Raw genomic sequence first — 23,425 nt, forward strand, 5'->3', positions numbered from 1 at the left:
GGGATGTTAGCCGGGATGCGGACGAAAACGGAAGGGGCGTGCGCGGCGTCAGCGCGAATCGTAACCGAGCGTCAGCATCGGGACGAGGCTCACGCCGAGCGCGCTCTCCCTGACGGAGACGCCTGCGGTGCCGTTCGGTCCGTCCGCGCGGGTGGTCACGAAAACCGCGCTCGGGTGGAAGAGCAAGAGCGCGTCGATGCCGATGTTGAAGCCGCCGCGGCGGCGCGAGGGGCCGCTCGGGTTCGCGGTGGAGAGGCCAAACCGGAGATTGAGGCCCGGCTTGAAGCCGGCGGAGGCGATTTCGGTGACCTCGGCGACGCCGTCGATGCTCACGCCGGTGGTGATGCCGCCGAGGGCGCCGCGCGCGAGGACGGGGCCGCCGCCGACGTAGAATCGGTTCTTGAAAATGGCCTCGGCAATGGCGCCGACATACCAGTACGAGATGGCCGAGACGCCCACGCTGAGGCCATCGAATCCGATATCGGCGCTGAACCCGAAGCCGCCGGTGCCGCCGATGGCGGCGTAGGCGCTGAAGATGTTCGAGACCTGGTAGCCGATACGGCCCTCGCCGCCGATGGTGAACATCGATTGCGGCAGGTGCCATCCGAGGTTGCCGGAGACACCCCAACGAACACGTCCGCCCGGATCCAGGTCTTTTTCGTCCTTCTTTTCCTCCTCTTTGGGTGCCTCCGTGGGGGGCACCGGGGTCGCGGCGGGGGGCGGCGGCGCGGCGGCGTCGGGCGGCGGCGCGGTGGTGTCGGCCGGCGGAGGCGGCGGCGGCGCGGAGGTGTCGCCGGTTTGGCCCTGCGCGAACGCGGTGGAGGCGGTGAGGGAGACGAATGCCGTGAGGATCAGGGTTCGTTTGAGCATAGGCCTCGATGGGGTGGGGGAGCGTTGCGACCTGGCACGTTCCCAATTGGAAACGAATACCATCCCCGTGATGCCGTTGGCAACGGCCGGATCGTCTTGCGAAAGCGCGATTTTTCCGACCAGCGCCTTGAATATCTTTCCGAGTTCCACGTCGGCGTCCTCCGCGCAGGTGCCCACGAGTTCGCGGCTCGACCGAGCTGGGCTCGTGATTGTGCGGTGTGTCAAAGCCGGTGGTAAACGGAGAATGCAGGCGTCGAAAGCTTGTTCGTGGGCGGCAATGCCGAGGGCAAACGTCGATTTCGGAGACGGCGCCGCCGGTCTCGCTCTGCTACACGAATGAATCTCAAGGCATCTGCGTGAGCTCGACGGCCTGCTCGACGCGTTCCCCGCAGATGCAGCAGCCCTCCCCCTGCGGCTCGGGCAATACGATCGAGACCGTCTTCGGAGCATACCCCGTCGCGGAGACCTGAACCGAATAGGTCCCGGCGGCGACAAAGCAGTAGTGCTCCGATGCATGCTCCGGGCAGGGGTCGTTGCCGATGGCGACCTTGGCGTCGAAGAGCGCCTCTTTCGTGGTCGCGTCGACGGCGGTCACGACGATGGAGCCCTGCAGGCAAGCACAATCGATCTCGCCGCATTCGTCGCAGCCGGCGAGGGTGAGCAGGGAGAGGAGGCAGGCCGAGGCGAGGAGGTGGCGGAGCATGGAGAGGTATCTATCATGTTCGCCGCCTCTCAAGGCAACCGCGTGAGCTCCACGGTCACGGGGACGCTCGCGCCGCAGGCGCAGCAGGTGTCCTTCTCGGGCTCGGGCAATACGGCCGAGGCCGTCTTTGACGTATACCCCATCGCGGAGACCTCGACGGTATGGGCACCCGGAGCGACGTTGCAGATGCGCTCCGAGACGCTGAGGTCGCAGGACGTGGTCCCCGTCTTCACCTCGACCCCTGCGGCGATCGCCTGTTTCGTGCTGGCATCGACGACGGTGACGTGAATGCCGGGCAGCATGCACTGGCAATCGGGGCACCGGGTACAGCCCGCGAGGGCGAGCAGGGCGGCGAGGGCGGACGAAGCGAGGAGGGGGCGAAGCATGGGGGGCATGCTACCATACACCGCCGCAAAGCGACGCGGATGACAGCGCCGCCCGCGCCGTGTTACCCCTCTGGGCATGGGAGAACCCACGTATCACAGGTTCGAGTGCACGACCCCGAAGTGTTATTTCACGTTCGAGGAATACTTCGGCCACCCCGAGTACAACATCCCCCCTCGGACGTTGTTCGCGAAGCTCCCTGATACCTGGGTTTGCCCGAAGTGCGGGGGGCCGAAGAGCAAGTTCCAGCTCTGGTCGCAATACGTCTGATCGAGGGGGAAAGCCGCGCCGTCGCTCCCGCGAGCCTCCGGCGGTCACCCACCGACCTCCTCCCGGCTCGCGCGAGCCTCCCGGCGGTCGGCCATCGACCTCCGGAGGTTGGCTTGATCTCAAAGTCGGTCGCCCACCGACCTCCTCCCGGCTCGCGTGAGCCTCCCGGCGGTCGGCCATCGACCTCCGGAGGTTGGCTTGATCTCAAAGTCGGTCGCCCACCGACCTCCTCCCGGCTCGCGTGAGCCTCCCGGCGGTCGTGCAACCGGAATCTTGGGTGACACTTCAGACCGGGACCTCGGGTGACACTTCTTCGCTTCTCGAGAGGTCGACCCATCACCTCGGGTGGCGCAACCCGGGGGCTCCGGCGCGGAGCTCGTGGACGTGGTCACCGAGGTGGTCGAGCAAGTCCCTGGTGGTGGTCGACGAGCGTCCGGGTGTTCCGAGGGGAGCAGCCGGGGTGCCACCGGGAGGTGGGCCTCAGCAACTCCAGCCGGCCAACCCCATGCCATCAGCGCCGATCCCCTTGGTCGCCAGGGCCAGCCGGTCCTCTTTGCGCCGCGTTTGCGAGCCGTCGTCCATGCTTTGATGCAAGGTTGCCTTGCCGCAGGCCCATCGAGAAGGGTAGGGTCACTCTCAGCTACGAGACCTGGAGTCGGCCATGGGTGAAGCAGCCAAGGTGCGGTTGGAGATGGACCTCGAACTGCAAGGAGAGATGGCACAGCTGCGTCTGCCCGAGGGTGTCGACCGGCGTCTGCAAGCGCTCCTGGACAAGCAGGATCGAGGCGAGCCGTTGACAGAAGATGAGCAGGTCGAGGCGGAAGGGCTGGTCGAGCTAGCCGATCTGTTGAGCTTGCTGCGACTGCGGGCTTCGCGGGCGGTGGGATGAGCCGCGAGCACGTTCCGGTCTCGGTGCAACGCCGTGTCCGTGAGCGCGCGCGGAACCGATGCGAATATTGCCGGATCTCCCAGGAGAGTCAGGAAGCGACGTTCCACGTCGATCACGTGCAGCCGCGACGGGATGGAGGTCCGACCGCGCTCGACAACCTGGCGCTCGCCTGCGTATCTTGCTCGCTGCGCAAGGGAGCGCGAACATCGGCCGTGGAGCCGCTCACGAGCGCGTCCGTCCCGCTGTATGATCCTAGATCTTCGCATTGGGAAGATCATTTCTGCTTTGATAGCGAGCTGGTTATCCAAGGAAAGACGGCCATTGGGCGGGCGACCGTGGAGCTTCTCCGGATGAACCGTCCGCTCGCCATGGCGATTCGCCAAGAGGAAGCATTGCGTGGGCGCTACCCCGGCTTGTGAGGCTGGGAATGCGAGACCGTGCGTACTACATGCCGACCCGTCGGAGGGGGCAAGGCACACCGCCATGTCGGTCTGCGCTCAGCGTGTAGGAACCGGTGCGGCAACGTCGCGCGAGCGTAAAGAGAAGGATGGCGGCAACCATAGCCAATCACCCTTCATGAATGCCGCTGCGAGGATTCGCTTTTCAGTTACGCGAGCCCACGCAGCTCCGTCCGTCACGTCGAACATGGGAAGCGTATGGCACGTGAGTAGAAAAGCCTCCATCATGGCGCCAAGCAGTTCTCGCAACTCGTTAGGGGACACCTGATGCGCCCTCTCGCAACCGGCAGACGCGCGCTCAAGATAGGCTGCCAGGTGACCTATTCGCGGGTTGCCTTCAGCGAGAGAGGCTGCACGGTGGACATCATCTGCAATTTGCTGGACGAGGGCCCAGCGTTCCGCCGCATCGAGAGACTCAAGCCTTCGAGGCGGAGGTGAGTCCATCGGAGGCAAGATGGCTCGCTCAATTCCTTTGCCCAGGATGCCCTCCAGTGCCTGCTGAGCGCTGTTTTCTGCGCCACCATCCGCCCATAGCTGGAGCCCAAGTCGCTTCAACCAGTCGCTCTTACCTGTTGGACTGAGCCGGACGGGTTTCGAACGCTGCACCGCCCAAAGAATAAAGTCGCAGGCTTGAATCCCGGGATGGTTGGGTGAGACCAGCTGAGCGTCGATTCTTGGAAACCTGGTAGGTAGGATAGGCATGTCCACAAGGGCGCCAAGCTGCATCTTGAGGCAGTAGTCGGGCCATTGGACCATGTGTGTCTGCTCGAAGCTTCCCTCTCGGCTTGCTACGAAGACGTGAATCGTCTCGAAGTCATCCTGGAGGGCGGTCATGACACTAAGGAGGGCAGTCAATCGGTGGAGCTTCGCGCCATCGTACTCGTTGCTGTCGTGCCTGTCGAAGAACCACCTCGTAGCTGAGAATTTGGCATGGACAGGAGCATCGACGATTGCACGACAAATCCAGGAGTGAGCATTCTTCGAGTCTTCTGAGGCGTGGAAGTATCCCCTGCCGAGCGTGGCCTCGTCTTGTGTATTTCCAACTGAATCAGGGTCTGCTTTCAGCTGGCCGAGTGCGCCGTCAATCAGACCTTGTTCGATCGGCTGCTCCGTAATCAGAGCACCCAACCAAAACGGCTGACCTGCTTCCGCGCCTGTGGCGTGAGGAGCTTGCGATTCGTCAATGTAGACCCAAGCATCACCCATGGGGCGCCTCATGTGCCCTTCACAACGTCGCTCGGCCACTTCTCAAGTTACATCTTCGGTGGCACCGCGAGTGGAACGTACAGGAACAACGTGCCTTAAAACCGCAATTCCTTCCGCAACTCCTCCCCGGGCAACTCCAGCTCCTTCACCGCCTCGGCCACGCGCGGATCCTCCTCCGTGCGGATGTGAATCAAGAACCGCACGTAAAGATCCCCCGGCTCTTTTCCTTTTCGCGCAACGCCTTTTCCTTTCAGCCGGAGCACCTGCCCGCTCTGCGTGTGCGCCGGGACCTTCAACGTCACCTCGCCGTCCGGCGTCGGGACCTTGATCTTCCCGCCGAAATACGCCTCCCCGATGCTCACCGGCACGTCGAGGCGCAGGTCGTCGCCCTCGCGCTTGAACAAGGGGTGCGGCGTCACGTGGATCGTCAAAAGCAAATCCCCGGCAGGTCCGCCGCCCATTCCAGGCGCGCCCTGCCCAGGGACTCGAATGCGGCTGCCTTCGTTCGCGCCCGCAGGAATGCGCACCGTCATCGGCTCCTCGCCCTCGCGCTGGAGCTGCACCGTCGTGCCCTTCACCGCCGACACGAAATCGATCGTCACCTCGCTCTCGACGTCCTGCCCCCTCCGCGCCCGCACGCCCCCGCCGCCGCGCACCCCGCCGCGGCCCCGCCCGAAGAGATCGCCGATGTTGCCGAAGAGGTCGCCGAAATCGCCGGACGCGCCGCCGCCTCCGCCCCCGCCGAAGATCTCCTCGACGTTGAACGGAACGCCGCCGGCCCCGCCGGGCGCGCCGGCTCGGCCACGACCTCCGCCGTACTGGCGCACGAAGCGCGCTCGGTCCGCGTCGAAGCCCTGCTGCAGGCTCTCCTCGCCGAACTCGTCGTAGAGCGCTCGCTTCTGCTTGTCCGACAGGACCTCGTGGGCGTGGTTGATTTCCTTGAACTTCGCCTCGTTCGCCTTTCCAGGCGCCTTGTCCGGGTGGTACTGGACGGCGAGCTTGCGGAAAGCTTTCTTGATGGTGTCTTCGTCTGCGTCCCGGGCGACGCCGAGCACGGAGTAAAGGTCGCGAGCCATGGGCCGGGGAAGGGTAATTCCCGGATCTGGCCACGTCACGGGGGGAGGCGATCGAACGACCTCATCTGGAGGCGCTTCGCCGGGGCGCTGCCCCGGACCCCGCGGGGGCTGTTCGCCCCTCGACCCGAACCAGGGCAAGCCCTGGACTCGGGGTCGATGAACTGCGCGATGCGCAGTTCATCGAACAGGCCGAGTCAAGACCGGCGACGATCCTGCCAACCGAAACAGCCGCGCTGCCCTTTCGACGGGCAACGCGGTCCAACGGGCCCGTTGGAAGAACTGCGCGGAGCGCAGTTCTTCCACCCTCGGTCCAGGCCGTGCCTGGTCCGGGTCGAGGGGCGGATAGCCCCCGCGGGGCCCGGGGCAGCGCCCCGGCGCGGCGGCCCCAGCCCAAGAAGAGGGAGTCGTTCCTACACGCCGAGGCGCCAGGTCGTCCCGGTCGGGTTGTCTGCTACCTCGATCCCGAGCTCCTCGAGCTCCTTGCGGATCGCGTCGCCGCGCGCGAAGTCCTTCGCCTGCCGCGCCTGCCGCCGCTCCTCGACCCGCGCCGTGATCTCCTCCGCCGTCTTGCCCAGGATCGACAGCCGCCGCGCCTGCGTGCGCGCCCGGTAGACGTCCATTGGCGTCTGCAAGATGCCGAGCGGCTCGACCGTGGACCAGAGCGCGCGCGCCAGCATCTTCGCCACGAGTGGCGCCGCCTTCGCGATCTCCGGGTCCTTGCGGCGCTTCTGCGCGAGGTCGACGAGCTCGTTGCCCGCGCGCGCGAGCTCGCCCACGACCGCCAGCGCGACGGGCGTGTTGAGGTCGTCGTCGAGCGCCGTGTCGACCTTGCCGCGCGCCGCCGAGGCGAGGTCCATCATCGGCGCCATCTCCTTCGGCAAACGCATCGTCGGCGCCGGCGCGTCGTCGCCGCCCGTCGCGCCCTTCGAGAGCTCCGCGAGCGAGCCGAGCCGGCCGAGCGTGTGGTAGAGGTAATCGACCCGCCGCTCCGCCTCCAGGATGCCTGGGAAGACCACTCGCCCGTCGGCGCGCTTCTCCGTCTCGAAGGCGATCGGGCCGCGGTAGTGCACCGTGAGCAGGAAGTACCGGAGCGCCTCGGGGTCGTTGCGCTGGTAGACGTCGCGGATCGTGACGAAGTTGCCGAGCGACTTCGCCATCTTCTCCTTGTCGACGTTGACGAACCCGTTGTGGATCCAGAGCGAGCAGAACGGCCCTTCGCCCGGATGCGCGGCCTCGCTCTGCGCGATCTCGTTCTCGTGGTGCGGGAAGATGAGGTCCATCCCGCCGCAGTGCACGTCGAAGCCGTAGCCGAGGTAACGCTCGCTCATCGCCGAGCACTCGATGTGCCAGCCGGGGCGGCCCTTCCCCCACGGGCTCTCCCAGCCCCACGTGCAGTCGCCCGCGCCCTTCCAGAGCGCGAAATCGAGCGGGTCGTGCTTCTGCTCGGAGACCTCGACGCGCGCGCCCGAGCAGAGGTCCTCGATGTGCCGGTGCGAGAGCTTGCCGTACTCCGCGAAGGAGCGGACCGCGTAGTAGACGTCCTTCGAGCCGTTCGGCATGTCGGCGACGTACGCGTTTCCGTTCTGGATCAGCGTCTCGATGATCCGGATGATGTCGCCGATCGAGTCGGAGACGCGCGGCTCGTGGTCCGGGTCCTGGCAGCCGAGCGCGCGGATGTCCTCCTGGTAGAGCGCTGCCATGCGGGCCGAGAGATCGAGCGGCGTCTCGCCGTTTTCCCGCGAACGCGCGAGGATCTTGTCGTCGACGTCCGTGACGTTGCGCGTGTACACGACGCGCACGCCCTGGCTGCGCAGATGCCGCACGAGCACGTCGGGGGCGAGCGCGGCGCGCGCGTGACCGACGTGCGCGACGTCGTAGACGGTGGGTCCGCAACAGTAGACGCGTACCTCGCCGGCCCTTTTGGGGACCAGCTGGGTCAGCTTGCCGGTCATCGTGTCGTGGAGGCGTAGGCCGATCGGAGGCATCGCGTTCACCGTCTACCAGCACGGTCCACGCCTGTCACGAGGGGGAAGGCGGAGCCTCGTGTCCTTGAAGGGCCGGCATGGGATGCGCATGGTAAGGCGGTCCCGTCATGTTGCCCCTTCGAGACCGCCTGCCGGCTCGGCGCACGCCCTACGTCAACTGGCTGATCATCGTCGTGAACATCTGCGTCTTCGTGTGGACGAAGATGCTGATCACGGGGGCCGGCCCCCGCGGGACCGAGGCGAGGGCCTACGAGCTGCTCATGGAGCACGGCCTCGTGCCCGCGCGCCTCGTGCACGAGCCGCTCGCCGCCCTGCCGACGATGTTCTCGAGCATGTTCATGCACGACCCGTCCGGGTGGGCGCACCTCGGCGGCAACATGCTCTACCTCTGGATCTTCGGCGACAACGTCGAGGACGCCATGGGGAGCCGCAGGTACGCGCTCTTCTACGTCCTCTGCGGCATGGCCGCGGCCCTCGCGCAGGTGGTCGTGAACCCCTCGTCGGTCGTGCCCATGGTGGGCGCCTCGGGCGCGATCTCGGGCGTGCTCGCGGCGTACGGGTCGCTCTACCCGCGTTCGCCGATCACGGTGCTGAACCCGATCCTCCCGCTCTGGCTCTTCTTCGGGATCTTCTTCGAGCTCCCGGCCTGGGTCATCATCCTCGAGTACTTCGTGGTGAACCTCTTCAGCGGGCTCGGCTCGCTCGGCGGCACGGGCGGCGGGGTCGCGTTCTTCGCCCACCTCGGCGGGTTCGTCGCGGGCGCGCTGCTCGTCCGCGTGTTCATACGCGACAAAACCCCCCGCGAGCACGACCGCTGGAACCGGTTCCGCCCGCCCGCCCCGAAGCCGAAATCCCCCTACGGCTCGCCCTACGGCGCCCCGCCGCCGCCGCGACGGCCTTCGGGCCGGGACCCGTGGGGCTGGTGAGAAACGGACTACGCAGTCTGTCACAGCATGGTCAGGTCGTCGGTTTCCGCCGGAGACGCTCCCTTGGGCGTGTTAGGTTCGCCCGCGCGATGGGAATGCCCTTTCGTCGCCCCCGAGCGCTCTTGCTCGGCCTCTGCCTCGCGCTCTTCGGGATCGGCGCGTGCGGGGCGCCGAGCTTCACGGGCTCGGTCTACCGAGGGCGCGGCTACGCGTTCCGCGTGCCGACGCCGCCCTCGACGTGGAAACGGATCGAGCTCGACGGCGAGGCGCTCGCGTTCGAGGACTCGGCGAACGACGCGATGATCGCGGCGTCGGGCCGTTGCAAGGTGGACGGCGAGGACGTGCCGCTGCGCTCGCTCGTGCAGCACCTGTTCTTGCAGTTCACGGAGCGCGAGATCGAGGTCGAGGAGGTCGTGCCGTTCGACGGGCGCGAGGCGCTCCACACGGTGGTGACGGCGAAGCTCGACGGCGTGCCGCGGCAGTTCGACGTGTGGGTGCTGAAGAAGGACGGCTGCGTCTACGACCTCTACTGCATCGCGGACCCTGCGGGCTTCCCGGCCGCGGTCGGGCCGTTCCGGGAGTTCGTCAAAGGGTTCGCGACGGTGCCGGCCGATGAGTAGCCAGACCGCGGGCGTGGAGTCGCAGAAGCCGTCGAAGAAGCTGCCGGGGCTGCCGCCGGAGCCGCCGTTCTACGAGCGGCTCGCGCAGCGGGGGATGAACTTCCTCGTGCACCTCGGGCAGCTCGGGCGGATGACGCGCGAGACGTTCGCGGCGATGTTCCAGAGACCGTTCGAGTTCCAATCGACGATGCACCAGATGGAGCAGCTCGGCATCCGATCGCTCGGGATCGCGTGCGCGACGGCGCTCTTCACGGGCATGGTCATGGCGGTGCAGTTCGCCTTCGGCCTGCAGAAGTTCGGCGGCATGGAGTACACGGGCCGCGTGATCGGCCTGTCGTTCTCGCGCGAGCTCGCGCCGACGCTGACGGCGGTGATCGTGGGAGGTCGGATCGGATCGGGCATCGCGGCCGAGGTGGGCTCGATGGCCGTGACGGAACAGATCGACGCGATCCGCGCGCTCGGGGCGGACCCGATGAAGAAGCTCGTGGTGCCGCGGCTGATCTCCTGCGTGATCGTGATGCCGGTGCTCGGTGCGCTGGCGCTCGTGATCGGTTTTTCGGGCGCGATGATCATCTGCGACTGGCAGTTCGGGATCCCGTGGGGGTTCTTCCTGCGCTCCGCGCTCGGCTCGATGAACTTCCGCGACTTCTGGATGGGGCTCATGAAGTGCCCGTTCTTCGGGGCGATCATCGCGCTCGTGGGCTGTCACTTCGGCATGATCACGCGCGGCGGTACCGAGGGCGTGGGGCAGTCGACGACGCGGGCCGTGGTGGGCGTTTCGATCTCGATCCTCGTGGCGGACTTCGTCCTTACGAAGCTAGGGTTCATCATTTTCGGCTGAGAACCCCTTTGACTGCCGGGCGCGATGAGAGACGATGCGCGCGTGGCGGAACGTATCGTGGTGAGCTTCCACGGGCCGAGTGGCCCGGAGGCAGGCTCCGGATCGGGGTATCTCGAGAGAGCGCTGGCGATCCGGAAGCGCGCGGAGGCTCATGGAGGCGCGCTCTGCGCGTGGGGCGGCGAGGCGTACAGCTTCGACTTCGCCGCCGAGGCGCTCGACGAGGCGCTCGGGTTCACGCTCGAACAGGTGGCCGAAGCGCAGGACGCCGAGCCCTTGCGGATCGGCATCGCGCAGGGCGAGATGCAAGCGCTCGGCACGCCGAGCGGGCTCGGGTGGGGTCAGGCGCTTCTACGCGCGGAGCGGCTCGCGGCGATCGCGCGTCCCGGTGACGTGCTGCTCGATCCGGACGTCGCGGCGGTGCAGTCCGGCGATCTGGTGACCGCGGGGCTGCGTCGAGGGCGCGCCGCGGATGGCTCGATCGTGCGGGGCCTGCGGCTCGACATCTACGCGCCGCTGCGGGGCGACACGCTGGCGAACGTGCACAAGCTCGTGGCCGCGCCGGCGCTCGTCGGGCGTGAGGAGGAGCTCGGCAAGCTCTCGGTGCCGCTCGGATGTGCAGGTCTCTTGCGAGCCGCGCCGGGCGCGGGCGGGACGCGTCTGCTCCAGGAGCTCGTGCACAGGCTCGCGCCGCCGCGATCGCTCCGGATCGCGCCGACGTTCTTGCCACGCGAGCCGCTCGGGGCGCTGCGCAACGCGTTCGCGCGGTCGCTCGCGCGGGAAGCGCCGCCCGAGCTGCCGGAGGAGCTCGCCGCGGCGCTCGACAAGCTGCTTTCAGGGGAAGGCATCAGCCCGCAGCGCGCCGCGGAGCTCGTCGATGCGTGGCTCGCGCCGGTGGATGGACGATCGGGGCTCCTCACGGTCGACGACGTGACGTCGATCGACCTCGCGACGCTGGAGGTGGTGTCGCAGGCGATCCCGCCGCCGGGGTTCTTCCGATCGGTGGTGCGGATCGACGTCGAGGAGACGCTGCCCGAGGTGCTCTCGTCGATCCCCGTGGCCGTGGAGGTGACGCTGGGTCCGCTGCCGAAAGAAGCGGCGGTGGAGCTCGCGCGCGCGTTCTGCGGAGGTGCGATCACGCAGGAAGCGGCCGAGAGGTGGGCGCGTCGCGGGCAAGGGATGCCGCTCGGGATCCGCGAGGCGCTCGCGGAAGGTCTCTCGACGGGCGAGCTCAGGTGGGTCGGCGACGTGGCCGAGCCGCGGGATCGGGCGAGCGGTCGAGGCGCACCTTTGCCGGCGCACGAGTGGATCACGCGGCGCGCAACGTGGCTCGAACCGGGAGAGCGCGCGGCGCTCGTGGGGGTCGCGCTGCTCGGCGCGGATGCGCCGAACGAGATCGTGGACGCGGTGTCGACGCTGATGGCGGGCGCGGGCGCGCGTGTGGCCGTCGTGGAGGACGCGCTCTGCGGCGCGGGATGGGCGTACCGGCCGGAAGAAGGGTGGCTCGCGATCGCGTCGAGGACGACGACGCGCGTCTTGATCGGGCTGCTCGACGCGGGGACGCGCGATCTCTGGCATCGCATGGCGGGGCGCGTGCTCGAGCAGAACGTGGGGCCGCTCGGGCTCGCGGAGCCGGCGTATCACGCGGCCGTCGCGGGGGAGCGGGCCTCGGCGGCGGTGCTCGCGGCGGAGGCGGCGCTCGCGGCGGCAGGCGCAGGCCTGCGGAAGGCGGCGGCGGCGCTGATCGACGAGGCGCGCAGCCTCGATCCGGACGTGCAAGTGCCAGAGCTCTCGGACGAGGGCGAGCTGCTCGTCGACCCGCACGCCGAGGAGATCTCGATCGCGTCGATGATCGAGGCGGCGATGGGGGAGGGGGGACAGATCCGCTCCGAGCCTCACCCGTCCTCGCCGATCGGGTCGCTCTCGCCCGAGAGCCTCGGCGCGGAAAGCGCGGGCGTCACGGCGTTCGGGTCGCCGAGAAAGGCCTCGGTGGCGGATGCGGTCGCGGCGCTCGGCGAGGATCCCGACGCGGTCGAGGATCCCGTGGTGATGGCGGAGCGGCTGTCGAAGCTCCTGCGCCAGGCGCTCGTCGAGGGCGACGTCGAGACGCTGGAGGACATCCTCGTGCGGCTCCGGGTGACGGGAGAGCACGACGCGCTCGTCGAGCGGATGAGCGCGTTCGTTTTGCTCGCGCGCGGCGAGCCCGGCGAGGGCCTGCGCAAGCTGAAGGAAGCGGTGGCGGCGGCGAACTCGCCGCAGGCGCATGCGCGGGCGCTCCTGTCGTACGGCATCGCGCTCGCGTCGGCGGGCAACATGGATCGGGCGCTGCTCGAGACGTTGACGGCGCTCGCGCGGGCGCGCGAGGCATCGGATCGGCGGGCCGAGCAAGCCTGCGCGCGCTTCCTCGCGTATCTGTCGGCGGCGATGCGCCAGCCGCAAGCGGCGTCGGTCTGGGTCAAGGTCGCGCAGACGCCCGGCGAGGCGCTCCGCGGTTGACAGGCCGGCGACGGCCGATCAAAAGCGTTGCCCATGAGCGCGACCGATTCCTCTTCGGCCGAGCCTGCGCGGGGGCGTCGCGCGCGCATCGTGATCGCCGCGATCCTCGTGATTTCCGCGCTCGGCTTCGCAGCCGCGCTCGTGTCGTACCTGCAGTACGCCTCGGTGTGGCTGCGCCCGCCGCCGCGCTTGCCGCCGTGCGTGGTCAGCGCGCGGCGCATGCTTTCGCGCGAGGAGCCCGTCACGGGATCGATCCCTCACCTGACGCCCGACGGGAGCACGGTGTACCTGCGACCGTCCGAGGATCGGGCCCTCAGTTGTCTCGGGCGCATGTCGAGCAAGGTCGCGTCGTCGTTCGCGGCGGCGTTCGCGGAGCTCGAGCCCACGGCCCGGGCGCGCGCGATCGCGGCGGCGATCAAGGACCACGTGCCGCGGGATGCGTCGGCCGATCGGGAAGCGCTCGCGGCGTGGATGCTCGCGTCGGCGGCGATGCGCGCGCTGCCCGAGACGCCGGAGATCACGGCCGCGCGGGAAGAGATCGATCAGCTGAACGCGTGCCGCTTCGCGATGCGCTCGACGTGCCCGACGCGGCCGCCGATCCCGATCGTCGTGTGGGCGGCCGGTGTGCCCTCGTCGCTCGGCTTGTTGTTCGGCGCGGGCCTCGGCGTGCGCGCGCTCGTGCGAGCACTCGCGCGCCGCGTGCGTGAGCGACGCCGGCGCAAGGCTGCCTGAGCTCTCCGATTAGTCGCCCTCGTCGAGCAGCCGCACCGCGCTCTCGATCGCGACGAGCTTGCCGACGAGGTAGAGCACGTCGTCCTCGCGGAACGGCGCGCTCGCGGCGACGTCCTCGCAGAGGGAACCGCCTCTGCGTATCGCCACGAGGCTCGCGCCGGTCTTGCGGCGCAGATCGAGCTCGAGCGGACTCCTGTCGCACGCGAAGGATCCGCGCCGCACGAGGAACGTCTCCACCTTGAGCTCGCCGAGCTCGGGCAGCTCCGCGAGCGTGGGCCGCTGCAGCGTCTGCTTTCGAATGAAGAGCCCCTTGCTCTCGCGGCGCGCGACGTTCACGCGCTCGATGATCACGTTCCGCGGGATGCCGCGCCGGCGCAGCACGCGCGCGATCATCTCGAGCCCGGCTTCGAGCTCCTCGAACACCACCTCCTCGGCGCCGAGCTCGGTGAGCGCGCGGTCCGCGGCGATGTAGTGCGCGCGCACGAGCACGGGGATCTTCGGCGCGCTCTGCTTCGCGGCAGCCACGGCGCGGCGCGTGGCCTCGGGGTCGTTGATGAGCAAGACGAGCGCGGCGGCGTGCTCGACGCGCGCGCTCGCGAGCGCCTCGGGGCTCGTGACGTCCGCGTAATACGCGGGCTCGCCGGCCTCACGCGCGGCGCGAACGGTCTCCGCGTTCAGCTCGAGCACGAGGTAAGGCACCGACGTCTCGGCGAGCGCGCGCGCCAGCATCTTCCCGGCGACGCCGTATCCCACGATGATCACGTGCTCCGAGAGCGCGGAGTGCTCGGGCATGGGTTCGTCGATGCCGCGCGCACCGAGCAGGCGTTCGAGCGGCTTCAGGATCTTCTCGCCGGCGCGCACGCGCGGCGCGAGGTGCATCGCGAGCGGCGTGATCATCATGCTGACCACGCCGGCCGCGAGGAGCGCCCGATCTTCGCTCGGCGTGATGAGCCCGTTCCTCTCGGCGAGCGTCGCGAGCACGAAGCCGAACTCGCCGAACTGCGCGAGCCCCACGCCGGCGAGCCACGCGACGCGCGCGGGGAAGCGCATCGACAGGGCCGAGAGCGTCGCGATGAACCCCTTTCCGAGGACGAACGCGGCGAGGTACAGCCCGACCGAGAGCGGCTTTTCGATCAGCACGCGCGCGTCGAGCAGCATGCCGAGCGAGACGAAGAACAGGCTCGTGAACGCGTGGCGCAGCGGCAGGACGTCGCCGATCGCGCGGTGCGCGTACTCGCTGCCCGCGAGCAGGATGCCCGCGAGGAACGCGCCGAGCGCGAGCGAGAGGCCGGCGAGCGACGTGAAGAACGCGGTCGCGAGGCAGATGCCGAGCACGGCCATGAGGAAGAGCTCGCGGCTCCGTGCGCGGTCCACGAGTGCGAAGAACCGCGGCACGAGCGAACGAGCCACGATGACGGTCACGAGCACGAGCAGCGCCGCCTTGCCCAGCGCGAGCAGGAGATCGTGCGCCGGATCCCCGCCGGATTTGCCGGCGAGGATCGGGATCACGAGCACCATCGGCACGACGCAGAGGTCCTGGAAGATCAGCGCGCCGACGATGAAGCGACCGTGCGGCGCGTCGACCTCGCCGCGCTCGGCGAGCGTGCGCAGCACGAGCGCGGTGCTGGAGAGCGCGAACAGGAAGCCGAAGAGGATCCCGCGGGAGAGCGACTCGCCCGCGACACGCGCGCAGAGGACCGACGCGAGGATCGTGAGACCGACCTGGAGCGAGCCGCCGATCGTGACGGTCTTGGCGATCTGGCGCAGCCGTTCGAGGGAGAACTCGAGGCCGATGCCGAAGAGCAGGAGCACGACGCCGATCTCGGCGAGCGACTGGATGCGGTGCACGTCGCTGAGCAGCCCGAAGCCGGTGGGGCCGATGAACGCGCCCGCGAGGAGAAGCCCCGCCACGACGGGCAAACGCACGCGGCCGAGCACGAGCACGACGAGGACGCCGACGATCGAGATGATCGCGAGGTCTCGCAGGATCGGGATCTGCTCCATGGTCCGCGTGGGCGCAGAGCGCCCGTGCGGGACGCGGGATGCAGGAAGCGCGCGCGGATCAGCGTGCCGGCGGCATGCCGCGCGCGAGCGCCTCGATCGCGGCGAGGTCTCTCGCGGCCGCGTCCGGCGTCGCTGGCTTGCGCGGCCAGGCGAGCTCGATCTCGCCGTCGAACCAGTAGAGGTGCTGCGCGTCGACGTAGCCGTGCGCGCCGCCCACGGCCGCGAGCGCCGCGAGCGCCTGCCCGAGCCGCTCGATCGCCGCCGCGTCGAGCGTGCGCGGCGCATCCGCGAGCGCCTTTCCGAGCGGCGGCGCCGCCCAGATCTCGCCGGCCGCGCGATCCACGCGCAGCACCGTCGGCAGCGCTGGATGCCCCGCCCGCGCGAAGGCGCGCGCCCGCGCGAGGGACGCCTCGTCCATCGGGATCACGAGCACCTCGCGATCGAGCCACGCATCGTGGCGCAAGCTCGCCATGTCGCGACCATCGCCCAGCGCGAGCGGCGGCCCCAGGCGTTCACCTTCCCTCGGCGCGGCTGGCCGCTCGCTCCCGTTCGTCGCGGCCCATCGCCTCGGCAGCGCCTCCGGCCAGCGCAGCGCCGACAGCGCGCGCCGCGCCTCGAATGCATCTTCTGGCCGGCGATCGGGCTCCTCTGCGAGCAGCGCGGCCACGGCTGCGTCGTGCTCCGGCCCGAGCTCCGGGTTCTTCTCGCTCGGCGCTCCTCCCTGGAAACGCCCGCGCATGGGCTCGGCCGCCTCCCCCGTGAGCAGCTCGTAAAGCACGGCGCCCACCGCGTAGAGATCACTCGTGATCCCCGCCGGACGACCGAGCCTCTGCTCGGGCGACATGTACGCGTACGTGCCGATCGCGCCGGCCGTCGCCGTGCTCGACAGGTCGCCGAGGTGCGCCGCGCCGAAGTCCGACAGCATCGCCGTCCCCGCGTCGTCGAACAGCACGTTCGCGGGCTTCACGTCGCGGTGCAGGATCCCGAGCCGGTGCGCCTCGCCGAGCGCCGAGAGCAGAAGACAGGCGATCTCCACGGCCCGCGCCGGCGCCATCGGTCCTTCGCGCATCTTGTCCGCGAGCGACCCGCCGCGCATGAACGCGAGCACCATCGCCGGCCCCTCGGGCACGTACTGGTGGAGCGGCACCACGTTCGGATGGCGCAGCCGCTCGAGCGCGCGCGCTTCTCGTTCGAAGCGTTGCAGCGCGTCGCGCCCCGCGCCCTCGACGAGCCCGCTGAAGATCTTCACGGCGACGCGCTCGCCGCTGATCCGATCGATCGCCTCGACGAGCCGCGCGTGCGCCGACGACGCGATCTCCCGCGTCGTCTCGTACCGCCCGAAAAGAACCACGCTCCCGCCGCGCCGGTCGTTTTTCCGGGCCGCCTCCCTCGGCGCGTCCTTCGCGGGCGGCTCCTCGCGAACCCCGAGCCGCGCCATCTCCGCGCGCGTCTCTCGCGCCGCCTCGGCGAGCCCGACCTCCTCGAAGCACCGCGCGAGCAGCGGCAGCGCCGCGGCCCGCTCCGGCGCGGCCACGTCGATCTGCTGCAGCGCCTTGATCGCCCCCTCGGTTCGCCCGTGCCGCGCCAGAAGCGCGCCCAGCGCGAGCCGCGGCGCCGCCTGATCCGGCCGTTGCCGCAGCGCACTCTCGAGCGCGCGCGCCGCCTCGGCCGGTTGCCCCGCGCGCTCGAAGCTCTCGGCCGCGAGCAGCACCTCCCCAGCCGCGACGAACGCGCTCGCCGCATCCGCGTGCTCGCCGAGAAGCGCGTAGAGCGCCCCTGCGTACTTGCCGAACCCTCGTGAACCGAGATCCGACGCCGTCGCGAGCGCGACCTCCCTCGGAAGCCGCTCCGCGACCCGCGTGATCGCCTCCCGCGCCGTCGCGTCGTCGCCCCCGAGCGCGCCGAGCCTCGCCGCCCGCCGCGCGTCTCCCGCGAGCAGCGCCTCCCGCGCCGCCCCCGTGAAATCACACGCCTCTTCCAGCCTTCGCGAGGCCTCCGCGTGCGTTCGGGAACGCTCTGCCGTCTCGCGCTCGTCGGGGTTCATCGAAGGGTCCCCGCTGGTTTTACCGGACGAACGTTCGTCAGAGCGACGAAGGCACGATCGTCGCGCGACCGACGACGGACAGGTCGAACCGCAGCTCCCCCGCGTCGATCCCCGCGGCCGCGAAGCCACCCTGGCGGAGCCGATGCACCGAGAGCGCGACCGTCGCGGGCAGCGCGCCCCAGCTCTTCTTGTCGAGCGCCGACGCCGGGATCATGCCTTCGCCCGAATCGTTGAAGGTGCAACGAATGCCCGTGCCGCTCGGCGCCGTCAGATCCACGTAGACGAGATCGCCCACCGTGGGCGCTTCGCTCGCGTTCCACCGCAGCGTCGCCGCCGCCCCTTCCTCGAAGACCACGCCCTCGGCGAGCGCGGTTTCACCGAGACGAACCCGCTCCGGCGCGCTCGGCGCTTCGGCCTCGATCGAGAACGGATTCAGCGTCCCCGTGCCCGTGCTTTCGAGCACGTACCGCGCGGGCGCCGGCAGATCGCTCTGCGCGTCGCGCGACGTGTAGAACACGCCCGAGACGAACGCTCCCACGTCCGGGAACGCCCGCGTCGCGAGCGGCATGCGCGTCGTCCCGGCCTGGATCGACAGGTCGCCCACGTCGAGCAGCTCGATCGAGCCGAGCGCGGAGAGCGCGTCCGCCTCTTCCGCCGCGGCGAACGGCGTGAGCGCCACACACTCGCCCGCGGCCGGCAACTCGAGCCACGATCCACCGACCACGCGCTCGGCCAGCTCGGGATCCGCGCCCGACGCGAGGCGCATGAACTTCGCCGAAACGTTCGTCTGGACGAACTCACCCTCGGCGGCGCTGCGTTCGACGAGGACGATTGCCTCGGTCGTCGCCCCGATCGCGCTCGTGATCTCGTCGGCGTCGGCCACGGGGGCCGAGCAACCGCCCACGACAACGCCGAGAGAGGCGAGGAGCGCAGGCAGCGGGACGTTCGAAGAGCGCATGATTGGCAGTTTATGGCGGGTCCTCGGGGCGGGCAAGCACCTCGCCCGAGGTCGCTCCGCTGTCCCCGAATCTGGGCCGTATTTCGCAGGAAATGCTCAGAAGCCGACGACCAGGGCGCCCGCCGGGGTCAGCGAGAACTGATCGAACGAGACGTCCGTTTCGCCCAGGCTGCCCGAGACCGTGTGCCAGTCGCCCCCGATCTCCAGGGCGACGTGCACGTGGCGGAACCCGAGCCGGAACCCGGCCACCATCCCGACCCGGACATGCTCGCCCGCGAGCGCCAAAGGCTTCGTCGCGTCGTCCGGAAGGACACTCCCGCGCACCCAGGAGATCCCCGCCCGCGGGCCGATCCAGCCCGAGTAAAGCTCCCCCGTGCTCTTCCAGCCGAGCAGCAGCGGGACGTCGAGCCCCCCGCCCGTCCCCCCGCCGACCCCGCCGTCGACGCCCGACCTTGCCAGGATCACCTCGCCGCCGAGCCCCATCGAGAGCGAGACGCTCTTGCTCAAGGTGAACGCGTGCCGTCCGTCCAGACGAACCGACCGCCCGGAGTACGTCAGGCCCGCCTCGTTCGAGCCCGTGATGCCGATGCGGCCGCCCACCCACGGCGCGACGGCCGGCGCGATCGCCAGATCCTGGAGGGCACGCTCGATCGGCGCCGCGTCCGTTCCGGGCGCGCTCGGGAGCGCGGCGAGGACGGGCCGGCCGGACAAACCCGCGCCCAGCGTGACCTTGCCGGGCGAGAGGACGTGTGCGGGATGCAGGAGGGGAACGCCACCGCCGCAACCACCCAAGCCCAGCGCGCAGAGCGCGAGGGCGAGCGGCCGGAGCTTGGGGCGGGCCGTGGGCGAATGCACCTCGGGGGCGGCGCTCCTCGGGGTTACTTGCGGAAGCGGGAGGGGAAGTTGTTCACGGCGACCTTCTTCTTGAGCTCGCCGTCATCCGGATGCAGGCGGGAGGCGCGGGAGATGAGCGCCTCCTCGGTCTCCACGCGGTTCGGGTCGGGCAAGCAGCACTCCACCGGACAAACCGCCTGGCAGGCCTCGTGGTCGTAGAAGCCCACGCACTCGGTGCAGAGCTCGGGGTCGATCACGTAGATCTCGTCGCCCTCGCTGATCGCCTCGTTGGGGCACTCCGGCTCGCAAGCTCCGCAGTTGATGCAATCTTCGGTGATGTAGGTAGCCATGGGGTTGCTTCGTCCTCCGGGGGTGCGGTCCGGAATTTCCCGGTATCTAAAGGGCGGCGCCCCGGCTGTCAATTCGAGCGTTCCGCACGTTCGAGAAGACCCGGGCTCTGCGCCGCGCGCCCTCCAGACCATGGGCGGGCAGGGAACGGCGTCCCCATCCTGCAGCGCCCCGGGCCATCCGTCCAGAGCAACGCCGCAAACGCGATCCAGCGCGCCACGGTCGACTCCGTTCGGCCGTCGGATCCCGGCCCCTCGGCGCCGTCCGCGGCGCCCGGTTGCACGCCGGCCCGAGGCCCGTTAGTACGCTTGCCCTGCGATGCCCCGACCCCGCGTGATCACGCTCTTCCTCGCCGCCCTCGTCGCTGCGCTCGCCGGCTGCTCGCCGAAGATCGGGGACGACTGCACGACCTCGACCGACTGCTCGCAACTGGGCGACCGCCTCTGCGACACCACGCAGCCAGGCGGCTACTGCACGATCTTCGGGTGCGAGCCCGACAAATGCCCGGAGGGCGATGGCGTTTGCGTCGCCTTCTCGTCCGAGCTCGATCCGGCCTGTGGCTCCGCCGACGACGCGAGCTGGGGTCGCTTCGGTCGCACGTTCTGCATGTCCGGCTGCGAAGCGAACGATGATTGCCGCGCGGGCTACGAGTGCGCCCGTCCGTCGGAGCGCGCCGCGCGGATCATCGACTTCGAGCCGATCGCCGAGCGCATCTGCGTGGTGAAGATCGCGCCGCCGCCGGTCTCGATCGAGGTGCCGCAGATCTGCCTGCCCGCGCCGCCGCCCGCGCCGCCTTCGCCCTGGGTTCCGACGGGTGCCGGAGGCGCAGGCGGAGCCGGAGGCGCAGGCGGTGCCGGAGGCGCAGGCGGTGCAGGTGGAGCGGGCGGAGCCGGCGGTGGAGGTGGAGCCGGAGGCGCAGGCGGAGCCGGCGGAGCCGGAGGCGCAGGCGGTGCGGGCGGAGCCGGCGGCGCAGGCGGCGCAGGCGGCGGTCCCTGAGGTCTTTCCGGACCATCCGCGGGAAGTGATCCGGCACCCGCCGTGCTAGCCTCGCCGCGCATGTTCCGGGCGCCCGCGCTTCCCCGCACCCTCGACGCCGCCCTCCGCGACGTGGGCTCGTCCAAAGCCTCCGTGCGCGAGGACGCCGTGCGTGACCTCGTCCGCCACGCCGAGGAAGCGCGCAGCCAGGTCGTGCGCGCCCTCGAACGCGCGCTCTCCGACGAAGCCGCGCCCGTCCGCTCGGCCGCCGCGCTCGGGCTCGCCGACGTGGGCGCGAACGAAGCGCTGCCCGCCCTGCTCGTCGCCATCGAGGACGACGACGTTCACGTGCGGCAGATGGCCCTCACCGCGCTCGGCGAGATCGGCGACAGCCGCGCAGCCCAGAGGCTCGCCCGCGCGCTCGAAGATTCCCGCGCCGAGGTGCGGTTCCAGGCCGTCATCGCGTACGCCCGCGTCTGCAAGGATCGCGCGTCCGTCGTGGAGGCGCTCGCCGCCCGCACGCGGGATGCCGACCCGCTCGTCTGCCACATCGCGCTCCGCATGGCCGAGGAGATCGGCGGCGAGGAAGGCGAGCACGTGGTCGATCCGATCCTCGTGGCGAGGGCGCGCGCGCTCGTGGATCACGCTTCACCCACGGTGCGCGTCGCCGCGGCCGTGGTGCTCGGCCGCGCCGAGGATCAAGCGGGCGCGAAGGTGCTCGCCGCGGTCGTGAACGGAGCGATCAAGACGGAGGACGCCGAGGACGAGGCGGCCGCGATCGAGCTCGCGGGATCGCTCGGCCTTTCGGAGGCGCGCGTGGGGCTCGAGCGGCGGGCGTTCGGCGGCGCGTTCGGCTTCGGTCGAGACCGTTTTTCCTGGCACGCGCGCGTCGCGCTGGCGAGCATGGGCCACGCGCGCGCCACGCGCGAGATCGTCGGCGAGCTCGGCTCGTGGGATCGCAACAAGCGCACGCTCGCGGTGGCCGCCGTCGGTCGCGCGCGCATTCGATCGGCCCGCACGATCATCGCGGCGATGGAAGGGGATCCCTCGCGGGCCGACCCGCACGCCGTGAGCGAAGCGCTCCTCGCGCTCGCGGAGGACGAACCGGCATGAACGAACCGAGAGATCCGAACGCCGTCCGCTTCGATCCCGTGGCCGTCCGCGATCACGTCGAGAGCTACTTCCTCAAAGCGAACGACCCCGCGGGCGACCGAGCGCTCTGGATCAAGGCCACGATCTTCGCCTCCGCGCGCGAGCCTGGCCGGGCCCTCGCCGAGGGCTGGGCGATCGCCTTCGATCGCCGCGGCGGGCAGAGCAAGCACGTCGCGGTCAAGCACGTGCTCCCTTATGCCGACGCGATCTTCGGCAAGGAGGGCCTCGACGTCGCCTGGAGCCTCCCTGCGCCGGGCGGCGCCTCCGAGGAGCGCATGCGCATCCGGCCCGGCGAGACGCACGGACGCATCGCGCGGCGTGAGCACTCGATTCGCTGGGACCTTCGTTTCGAGGGCGAGGCGAGCCCGTTCGTCCCGTTCCCGCACGCCTCGATGTACCGCGGCAAATTCCCCCGATCGAAGACCCTCACGCCGTATCCCGACCTCGTGTTCTCCGGTGAAGTCGAGGTCGACGGCGAGCGCTGGGATCTCTCCAACTGGCGCGGCATGCAGGGGCACAACTGGGGCCGCGGGCACGCGGATCTTTATGCCTGGTGCCACGTCAACACGTGGGAGAGCGAAGCAGATCTCGTCGTTGAAGCTCTCTCCGGCCGCGTCCGCGTGGGACCCGTGCTCACGCCGCTCGTCACGCTCGTCTGCGCGCGCTTCCGCGGCGTGACCTACACCTGGAACGCGCCGCTCGAGATCGCGCGCGCGCACGGCGACGTCGGCCTGCGCCGCTACAGCTTCTCCGCCGAGGGCCGCGCCGCGCGCATCGAGGGCTCGTTCGAGGCCGATACGGACGACATGGTCGGCCTCTACTACCCGAACCCCGATGGCCCCATGACGTACTGCTTGAACACGAAGCTCTCGCGCGCGCACGTGCGCTTCGAGGCGTCGGGCAGGCCGCCCGTCGTCGTGAAGAGCCGCGCCGCCGCGCTCGAGATCGGCACGCGCGACGCCGACCACGGCGTGAGGATGCACGTATGAACGACACCTTCACCGAGGCCGATCTGGCCCCCGATCCGCAGGAAAAACGGGACCGTATCCTCGCCGTCGTCGATCGCGTCGCGGCGCTCGTCGCCGTCCTCGCGGGCGGCGTGTACATCGGCGGCATGGTCGCGCTCGGCGCCAACGCCGCGCCGATCGTCTTCAGCATGCTCCCGCGGTCGATCGCGGGTGACGTGATGGGCGCGGTCTTCGCGCGGTTCGACGCGATCGCCCTCGGCGCGGCCCTCGCGGCGCTCGCCGCCGAGGTCACGCGCACCCTCGCCACGCGCCGCCGCGGCCGCACGATCCTCTCGCGCCTGCGCCGCTCGTGCACGCTCTTCATGGCCGTCTCCGCGGCCTACGTCGCCCTCTCGCTCTCGCCTCGCATCAGCGATCTGCACAGGCAGGGCGTGCAGCGCGACGACACGCCGCAGGGTCAGCTCCTCGAGGCCGTGCACAAGCGCGCGGAGCTCTTCGGCAAGATCGGCATGGGGATGGCCCTCGGCCTCGTCGCGCTCACCATCTTCACCATCCAGCCGCGAAGACCGGACGACGAGGAGGACGACGAAGAGGCGGTCGCGCCCTTGCCGCCGGGCCCGCGCGACGACTGACGCGCCGCTCCCGACTGGCCGAGCGGCTGGCCCTCGTCCGTCTCAGCAGGTATGCTT

At 70.0% G+C, this 23,425-nt stretch carries 23 protein-coding genes; 12 read left to right on the forward strand and 11 right to left on the reverse strand.

The window, feature by feature from the left end; genetic code table 11:
* Nucleotides 1-48: 48 nt before the first annotated feature.
* The 3 genes from QHF83_RS22785 to QHF83_RS22795 form a co-directional block, all read right to left on the reverse strand.
* The gene (locus QHF83_RS22785; RefSeq protein ID WP_282420013.1) at nucleotides 49-870 is read right to left on the reverse strand and encodes a hypothetical protein; all 822 of its coding nucleotides are present in this window, start codon (nucleotides 868-870) and stop codon (nucleotides 49-51) included.
* A gap of 343 nt (nucleotides 871-1,213) precedes the next feature.
* Nucleotides 1,214-1,573: a hypothetical protein gene (locus QHF83_RS22790; protein ID WP_282420014.1), complete on the reverse strand. Its 360-nt coding sequence runs from the start codon at nucleotides 1,571-1,573 to the stop codon at nucleotides 1,214-1,216.
* 29 nt (nucleotides 1,574-1,602) lie between these two features.
* Nucleotides 1,603-1,959 carry a hypothetical protein gene (locus QHF83_RS22795; RefSeq protein WP_282420015.1) on the reverse strand — a complete coding sequence of 119 codons (357 nt, stop codon included), beginning with the start codon at nucleotides 1,957-1,959 and terminating at the stop codon, nucleotides 1,603-1,605.
* Between the two features lie 76 nt (nucleotides 1,960-2,035).
* Here QHF83_RS22795 and QHF83_RS22800 point away from each other — a divergent pair, with 76 nt between their 5' ends.
* The 3 genes from QHF83_RS22800 (at nucleotide 2,036) to QHF83_RS22810 (ending at nucleotide 3,535) form a co-directional block, all read left to right on the forward strand.
* On the forward strand, nucleotides 2,036-2,227 hold the full coding sequence (locus QHF83_RS22800; protein ID WP_282420016.1) for a rubredoxin: 192 nt from the start codon (nucleotides 2,036-2,038) through the stop codon (nucleotides 2,225-2,227).
* Nucleotides 2,228-2,888: 661 nt separating this feature from the next.
* On the forward strand, nucleotides 2,889-3,116 hold the full coding sequence (locus QHF83_RS22805) for a hypothetical protein (protein ID WP_282420017.1): 228 nt from the start codon (nucleotides 2,889-2,891) through the stop codon (nucleotides 3,114-3,116).
* A complete protein-coding gene (locus QHF83_RS22810; protein WP_282420018.1) occupies nucleotides 3,113-3,535 on the forward strand; it encodes an HNH endonuclease signature motif containing protein in 423 nt (140 codons plus the stop codon). The genes QHF83_RS22805 and QHF83_RS22810 overlap by 4 nt, the downstream gene beginning before the upstream one ends.
* Nucleotides 3,536-3,613: 78 nt before the next feature.
* On the opposite strand, the gene QHF83_RS22815 is transcribed toward QHF83_RS22810, so the two are convergent.
* The 3 genes from QHF83_RS22815 to cysS all read right to left on the reverse strand — a co-directional run bounded on the left by QHF83_RS22815 (nucleotide 3,614) and on the right by cysS (nucleotide 7,832).
* A complete protein-coding gene (locus QHF83_RS22815) occupies nucleotides 3,614-4,780 on the reverse strand; it encodes a hypothetical protein (protein WP_282420019.1) in 1,167 nt (388 codons plus the stop codon).
* A 95-nt stretch (nucleotides 4,781-4,875) separates the two neighbouring features.
* The gene (locus tag QHF83_RS22820) at nucleotides 4,876-5,856 is read right to left on the reverse strand and encodes a DnaJ C-terminal domain-containing protein (protein WP_282420020.1); all 981 of its coding nucleotides are present in this window, start codon (nucleotides 5,854-5,856) and stop codon (nucleotides 4,876-4,878) included.
* A gap of 410 nt (nucleotides 5,857-6,266) precedes the next feature.
* Complete coding sequence (cysS, locus tag QHF83_RS22825; protein ID WP_348980460.1) at nucleotides 6,267-7,832, reverse strand: cysteine--tRNA ligase; 1,566 nt, start codon at nucleotides 7,830-7,832, stop codon at nucleotides 6,267-6,269.
* Between the two features lie 116 nt (nucleotides 7,833-7,948).
* Between cysS and QHF83_RS22830 the strand changes: the two genes are divergently transcribed.
* The 5 genes from QHF83_RS22830 (at nucleotide 7,949) to QHF83_RS22850 (ending at nucleotide 13,453) form a co-directional block, all read left to right on the forward strand.
* Nucleotides 7,949-8,767, forward strand: coding sequence for a rhomboid family intramembrane serine protease (locus QHF83_RS22830; protein WP_282420022.1), 819 nt, complete (start codon nucleotides 7,949-7,951; stop codon nucleotides 8,765-8,767).
* Nucleotides 8,768-8,856: 89 nt separating this feature from the next.
* Nucleotides 8,857-9,387, forward strand: a complete 531-nt coding sequence (locus tag QHF83_RS22835) for a hypothetical protein (RefSeq protein WP_282420023.1) — start codon at nucleotides 8,857-8,859, stop codon at nucleotides 9,385-9,387.
* Nucleotides 9,380-10,228 carry an ABC transporter permease gene (locus QHF83_RS22840; RefSeq protein WP_282420024.1) on the forward strand — a complete coding sequence of 283 codons (849 nt, stop codon included), beginning with the start codon at nucleotides 9,380-9,382 and terminating at the stop codon, nucleotides 10,226-10,228. Before QHF83_RS22835 ends, QHF83_RS22840 begins: the two co-directional genes overlap by 8 nt.
* A gap of 42 nt (nucleotides 10,229-10,270) precedes the next feature.
* Nucleotides 10,271-12,721, forward strand: coding sequence for a hypothetical protein (locus QHF83_RS22845; RefSeq protein ID WP_282420025.1), 2,451 nt, complete (start codon nucleotides 10,271-10,273; stop codon nucleotides 12,719-12,721).
* Between the two features lie 33 nt (nucleotides 12,722-12,754).
* Nucleotides 12,755-13,453, forward strand: coding sequence for a hypothetical protein (locus QHF83_RS22850; RefSeq protein ID WP_282420026.1), 699 nt, complete (start codon nucleotides 12,755-12,757; stop codon nucleotides 13,451-13,453).
* A 9-nt stretch (nucleotides 13,454-13,462) separates the two neighbouring features.
* On the opposite strand, the gene QHF83_RS22855 is transcribed toward QHF83_RS22850, so the two are convergent.
* The 5 genes from QHF83_RS22855 to QHF83_RS22875 form a co-directional block, all read right to left on the reverse strand.
* Entirely contained in the window at nucleotides 13,463-15,457 is a 1,995-nt protein-coding gene (locus QHF83_RS22855; protein WP_282420027.1) for a cation:proton antiporter, read from the reverse strand.
* Between the two features lie 58 nt (nucleotides 15,458-15,515).
* Nucleotides 15,516-17,501, reverse strand: coding sequence for a protein kinase (locus QHF83_RS22860; RefSeq protein ID WP_282420028.1), 1,986 nt, complete (start codon nucleotides 17,499-17,501; stop codon nucleotides 15,516-15,518).
* Nucleotides 17,502-17,538: 37 nt separating this feature from the next.
* A complete protein-coding gene (locus QHF83_RS22865) occupies nucleotides 17,539-18,459 on the reverse strand; it encodes a hypothetical protein (RefSeq protein ID WP_282420029.1) in 921 nt (306 codons plus the stop codon).
* A 96-nt stretch (nucleotides 18,460-18,555) separates the two neighbouring features.
* Nucleotides 18,556-19,314: a hypothetical protein gene (locus QHF83_RS22870; protein WP_282420030.1), complete on the reverse strand. Its 759-nt coding sequence runs from the start codon at nucleotides 19,312-19,314 to the stop codon at nucleotides 18,556-18,558.
* A gap of 23 nt (nucleotides 19,315-19,337) precedes the next feature.
* Complete coding sequence (locus QHF83_RS22875; protein WP_282420031.1) at nucleotides 19,338-19,643, reverse strand: YfhL family 4Fe-4S dicluster ferredoxin; 306 nt, start codon at nucleotides 19,641-19,643, stop codon at nucleotides 19,338-19,340.
* Between the two features lie 316 nt (nucleotides 19,644-19,959).
* Between QHF83_RS22875 and QHF83_RS22880 the strand changes: the two genes are divergently transcribed.
* The 4 genes from QHF83_RS22880 to QHF83_RS22895 are packed head-to-tail and all read left to right on the forward strand — an operon-like array spanning nucleotide 19,960 to nucleotide 23,368.
* Complete coding sequence (locus QHF83_RS22880) at nucleotides 19,960-20,637, forward strand: hypothetical protein (protein WP_282420032.1); 678 nt, start codon at nucleotides 19,960-19,962, stop codon at nucleotides 20,635-20,637.
* 60 nt (nucleotides 20,638-20,697) lie between these two features.
* The gene (locus QHF83_RS22885; protein WP_282420033.1) at nucleotides 20,698-21,729 is read left to right on the forward strand and encodes a HEAT repeat domain-containing protein; all 1,032 of its coding nucleotides are present in this window, start codon (nucleotides 20,698-20,700) and stop codon (nucleotides 21,727-21,729) included.
* Nucleotides 21,726-22,757: a tocopherol cyclase family protein gene (locus tag QHF83_RS22890; RefSeq protein WP_282420034.1), complete on the forward strand. Its 1,032-nt coding sequence runs from the start codon at nucleotides 21,726-21,728 to the stop codon at nucleotides 22,755-22,757. The genes QHF83_RS22885 and QHF83_RS22890 overlap by 4 nt, the downstream gene beginning before the upstream one ends.
* Nucleotides 22,754-23,368: a DUF4149 domain-containing protein gene (locus tag QHF83_RS22895; RefSeq protein ID WP_282420035.1), complete on the forward strand. Its 615-nt coding sequence runs from the start codon at nucleotides 22,754-22,756 to the stop codon at nucleotides 23,366-23,368. The genes QHF83_RS22890 and QHF83_RS22895 overlap by 4 nt, the downstream gene beginning before the upstream one ends.
* Nucleotides 23,369-23,425 lie beyond the last annotated feature (57 nt).

It is taken from the genome of Polyangium sp. 15x6 (assembly GCF_029960785.1).
Lineage (GTDB): Bacteria > Myxococcota_A > Polyangia > Polyangiales > Polyangiaceae > Polyangium.

Coding starts and splice junctions, on each gene's coding strand:
- QHF83_RS22785 (WP_282420013.1), bottom strand. CDS start 870: ATGCTCAAACGAACCCTGATCCTCACGGCATTCGTCTCCCTCACCGCC.
- QHF83_RS22790 (WP_282420014.1), bottom strand. CDS start 1,573: ATGCTCCGCCACCTCCTCGCCTCGGCCTGCCTCCTCTCCCTGCTCACC.
- QHF83_RS22795 (WP_282420015.1), bottom strand. CDS start 1,959: ATGCTTCGCCCCCTCCTCGCTTCGTCCGCCCTCGCCGCCCTGCTCGCC.
- QHF83_RS22800 (WP_282420016.1), top strand. CDS start 2,036: ATGGGAGAACCCACGTATCACAGGTTCGAGTGCACGACCCCGAAGTGT.
- QHF83_RS22805 (WP_282420017.1), top strand. CDS start 2,889: ATGGGTGAAGCAGCCAAGGTGCGGTTGGAGATGGACCTCGAACTGCAA.
- QHF83_RS22810 (WP_282420018.1), top strand. CDS start 3,113: ATGAGCCGCGAGCACGTTCCGGTCTCGGTGCAACGCCGTGTCCGTGAG.
- QHF83_RS22815 (WP_282420019.1), bottom strand. CDS start 4,780: ATGGGTGATGCTTGGGTCTACATTGACGAATCGCAAGCTCCTCACGCC.
- QHF83_RS22820 (WP_282420020.1), bottom strand. CDS start 5,856: ATGGCTCGCGACCTTTACTCCGTGCTCGGCGTCGCCCGGGACGCAGAC.
- QHF83_RS22830 (WP_282420022.1), top strand. CDS start 7,949: ATGTTGCCCCTTCGAGACCGCCTGCCGGCTCGGCGCACGCCCTACGTC.
- QHF83_RS22835 (WP_282420023.1), top strand. CDS start 8,857: ATGGGAATGCCCTTTCGTCGCCCCCGAGCGCTCTTGCTCGGCCTCTGC.
- QHF83_RS22840 (WP_282420024.1), top strand. CDS start 9,380: ATGAGTAGCCAGACCGCGGGCGTGGAGTCGCAGAAGCCGTCGAAGAAG.
- QHF83_RS22850 (WP_282420026.1), top strand. CDS start 12,755: ATGAGCGCGACCGATTCCTCTTCGGCCGAGCCTGCGCGGGGGCGTCGC.
- QHF83_RS22855 (WP_282420027.1), bottom strand. CDS start 15,457: ATGGAGCAGATCCCGATCCTGCGAGACCTCGCGATCATCTCGATCGTC.
- QHF83_RS22860 (WP_282420028.1), bottom strand. CDS start 17,501: ATGAACCCCGACGAGCGCGAGACGGCAGAGCGTTCCCGAACGCACGCG.
- QHF83_RS22865 (WP_282420029.1), bottom strand. CDS start 18,459: ATGCGCTCTTCGAACGTCCCGCTGCCTGCGCTCCTCGCCTCTCTCGGC.
- QHF83_RS22875 (WP_282420031.1), bottom strand. CDS start 19,643: ATGGCTACCTACATCACCGAAGATTGCATCAACTGCGGAGCTTGCGAG.
- QHF83_RS22880 (WP_282420032.1), top strand. CDS start 19,960: ATGCCCCGACCCCGCGTGATCACGCTCTTCCTCGCCGCCCTCGTCGCT.
- QHF83_RS22885 (WP_282420033.1), top strand. CDS start 20,698: ATGTTCCGGGCGCCCGCGCTTCCCCGCACCCTCGACGCCGCCCTCCGC.
- QHF83_RS22890 (WP_282420034.1), top strand. CDS start 21,726: ATGAACGAACCGAGAGATCCGAACGCCGTCCGCTTCGATCCCGTGGCC.
- QHF83_RS22895 (WP_282420035.1), top strand. CDS start 22,754: ATGAACGACACCTTCACCGAGGCCGATCTGGCCCCCGATCCGCAGGAA.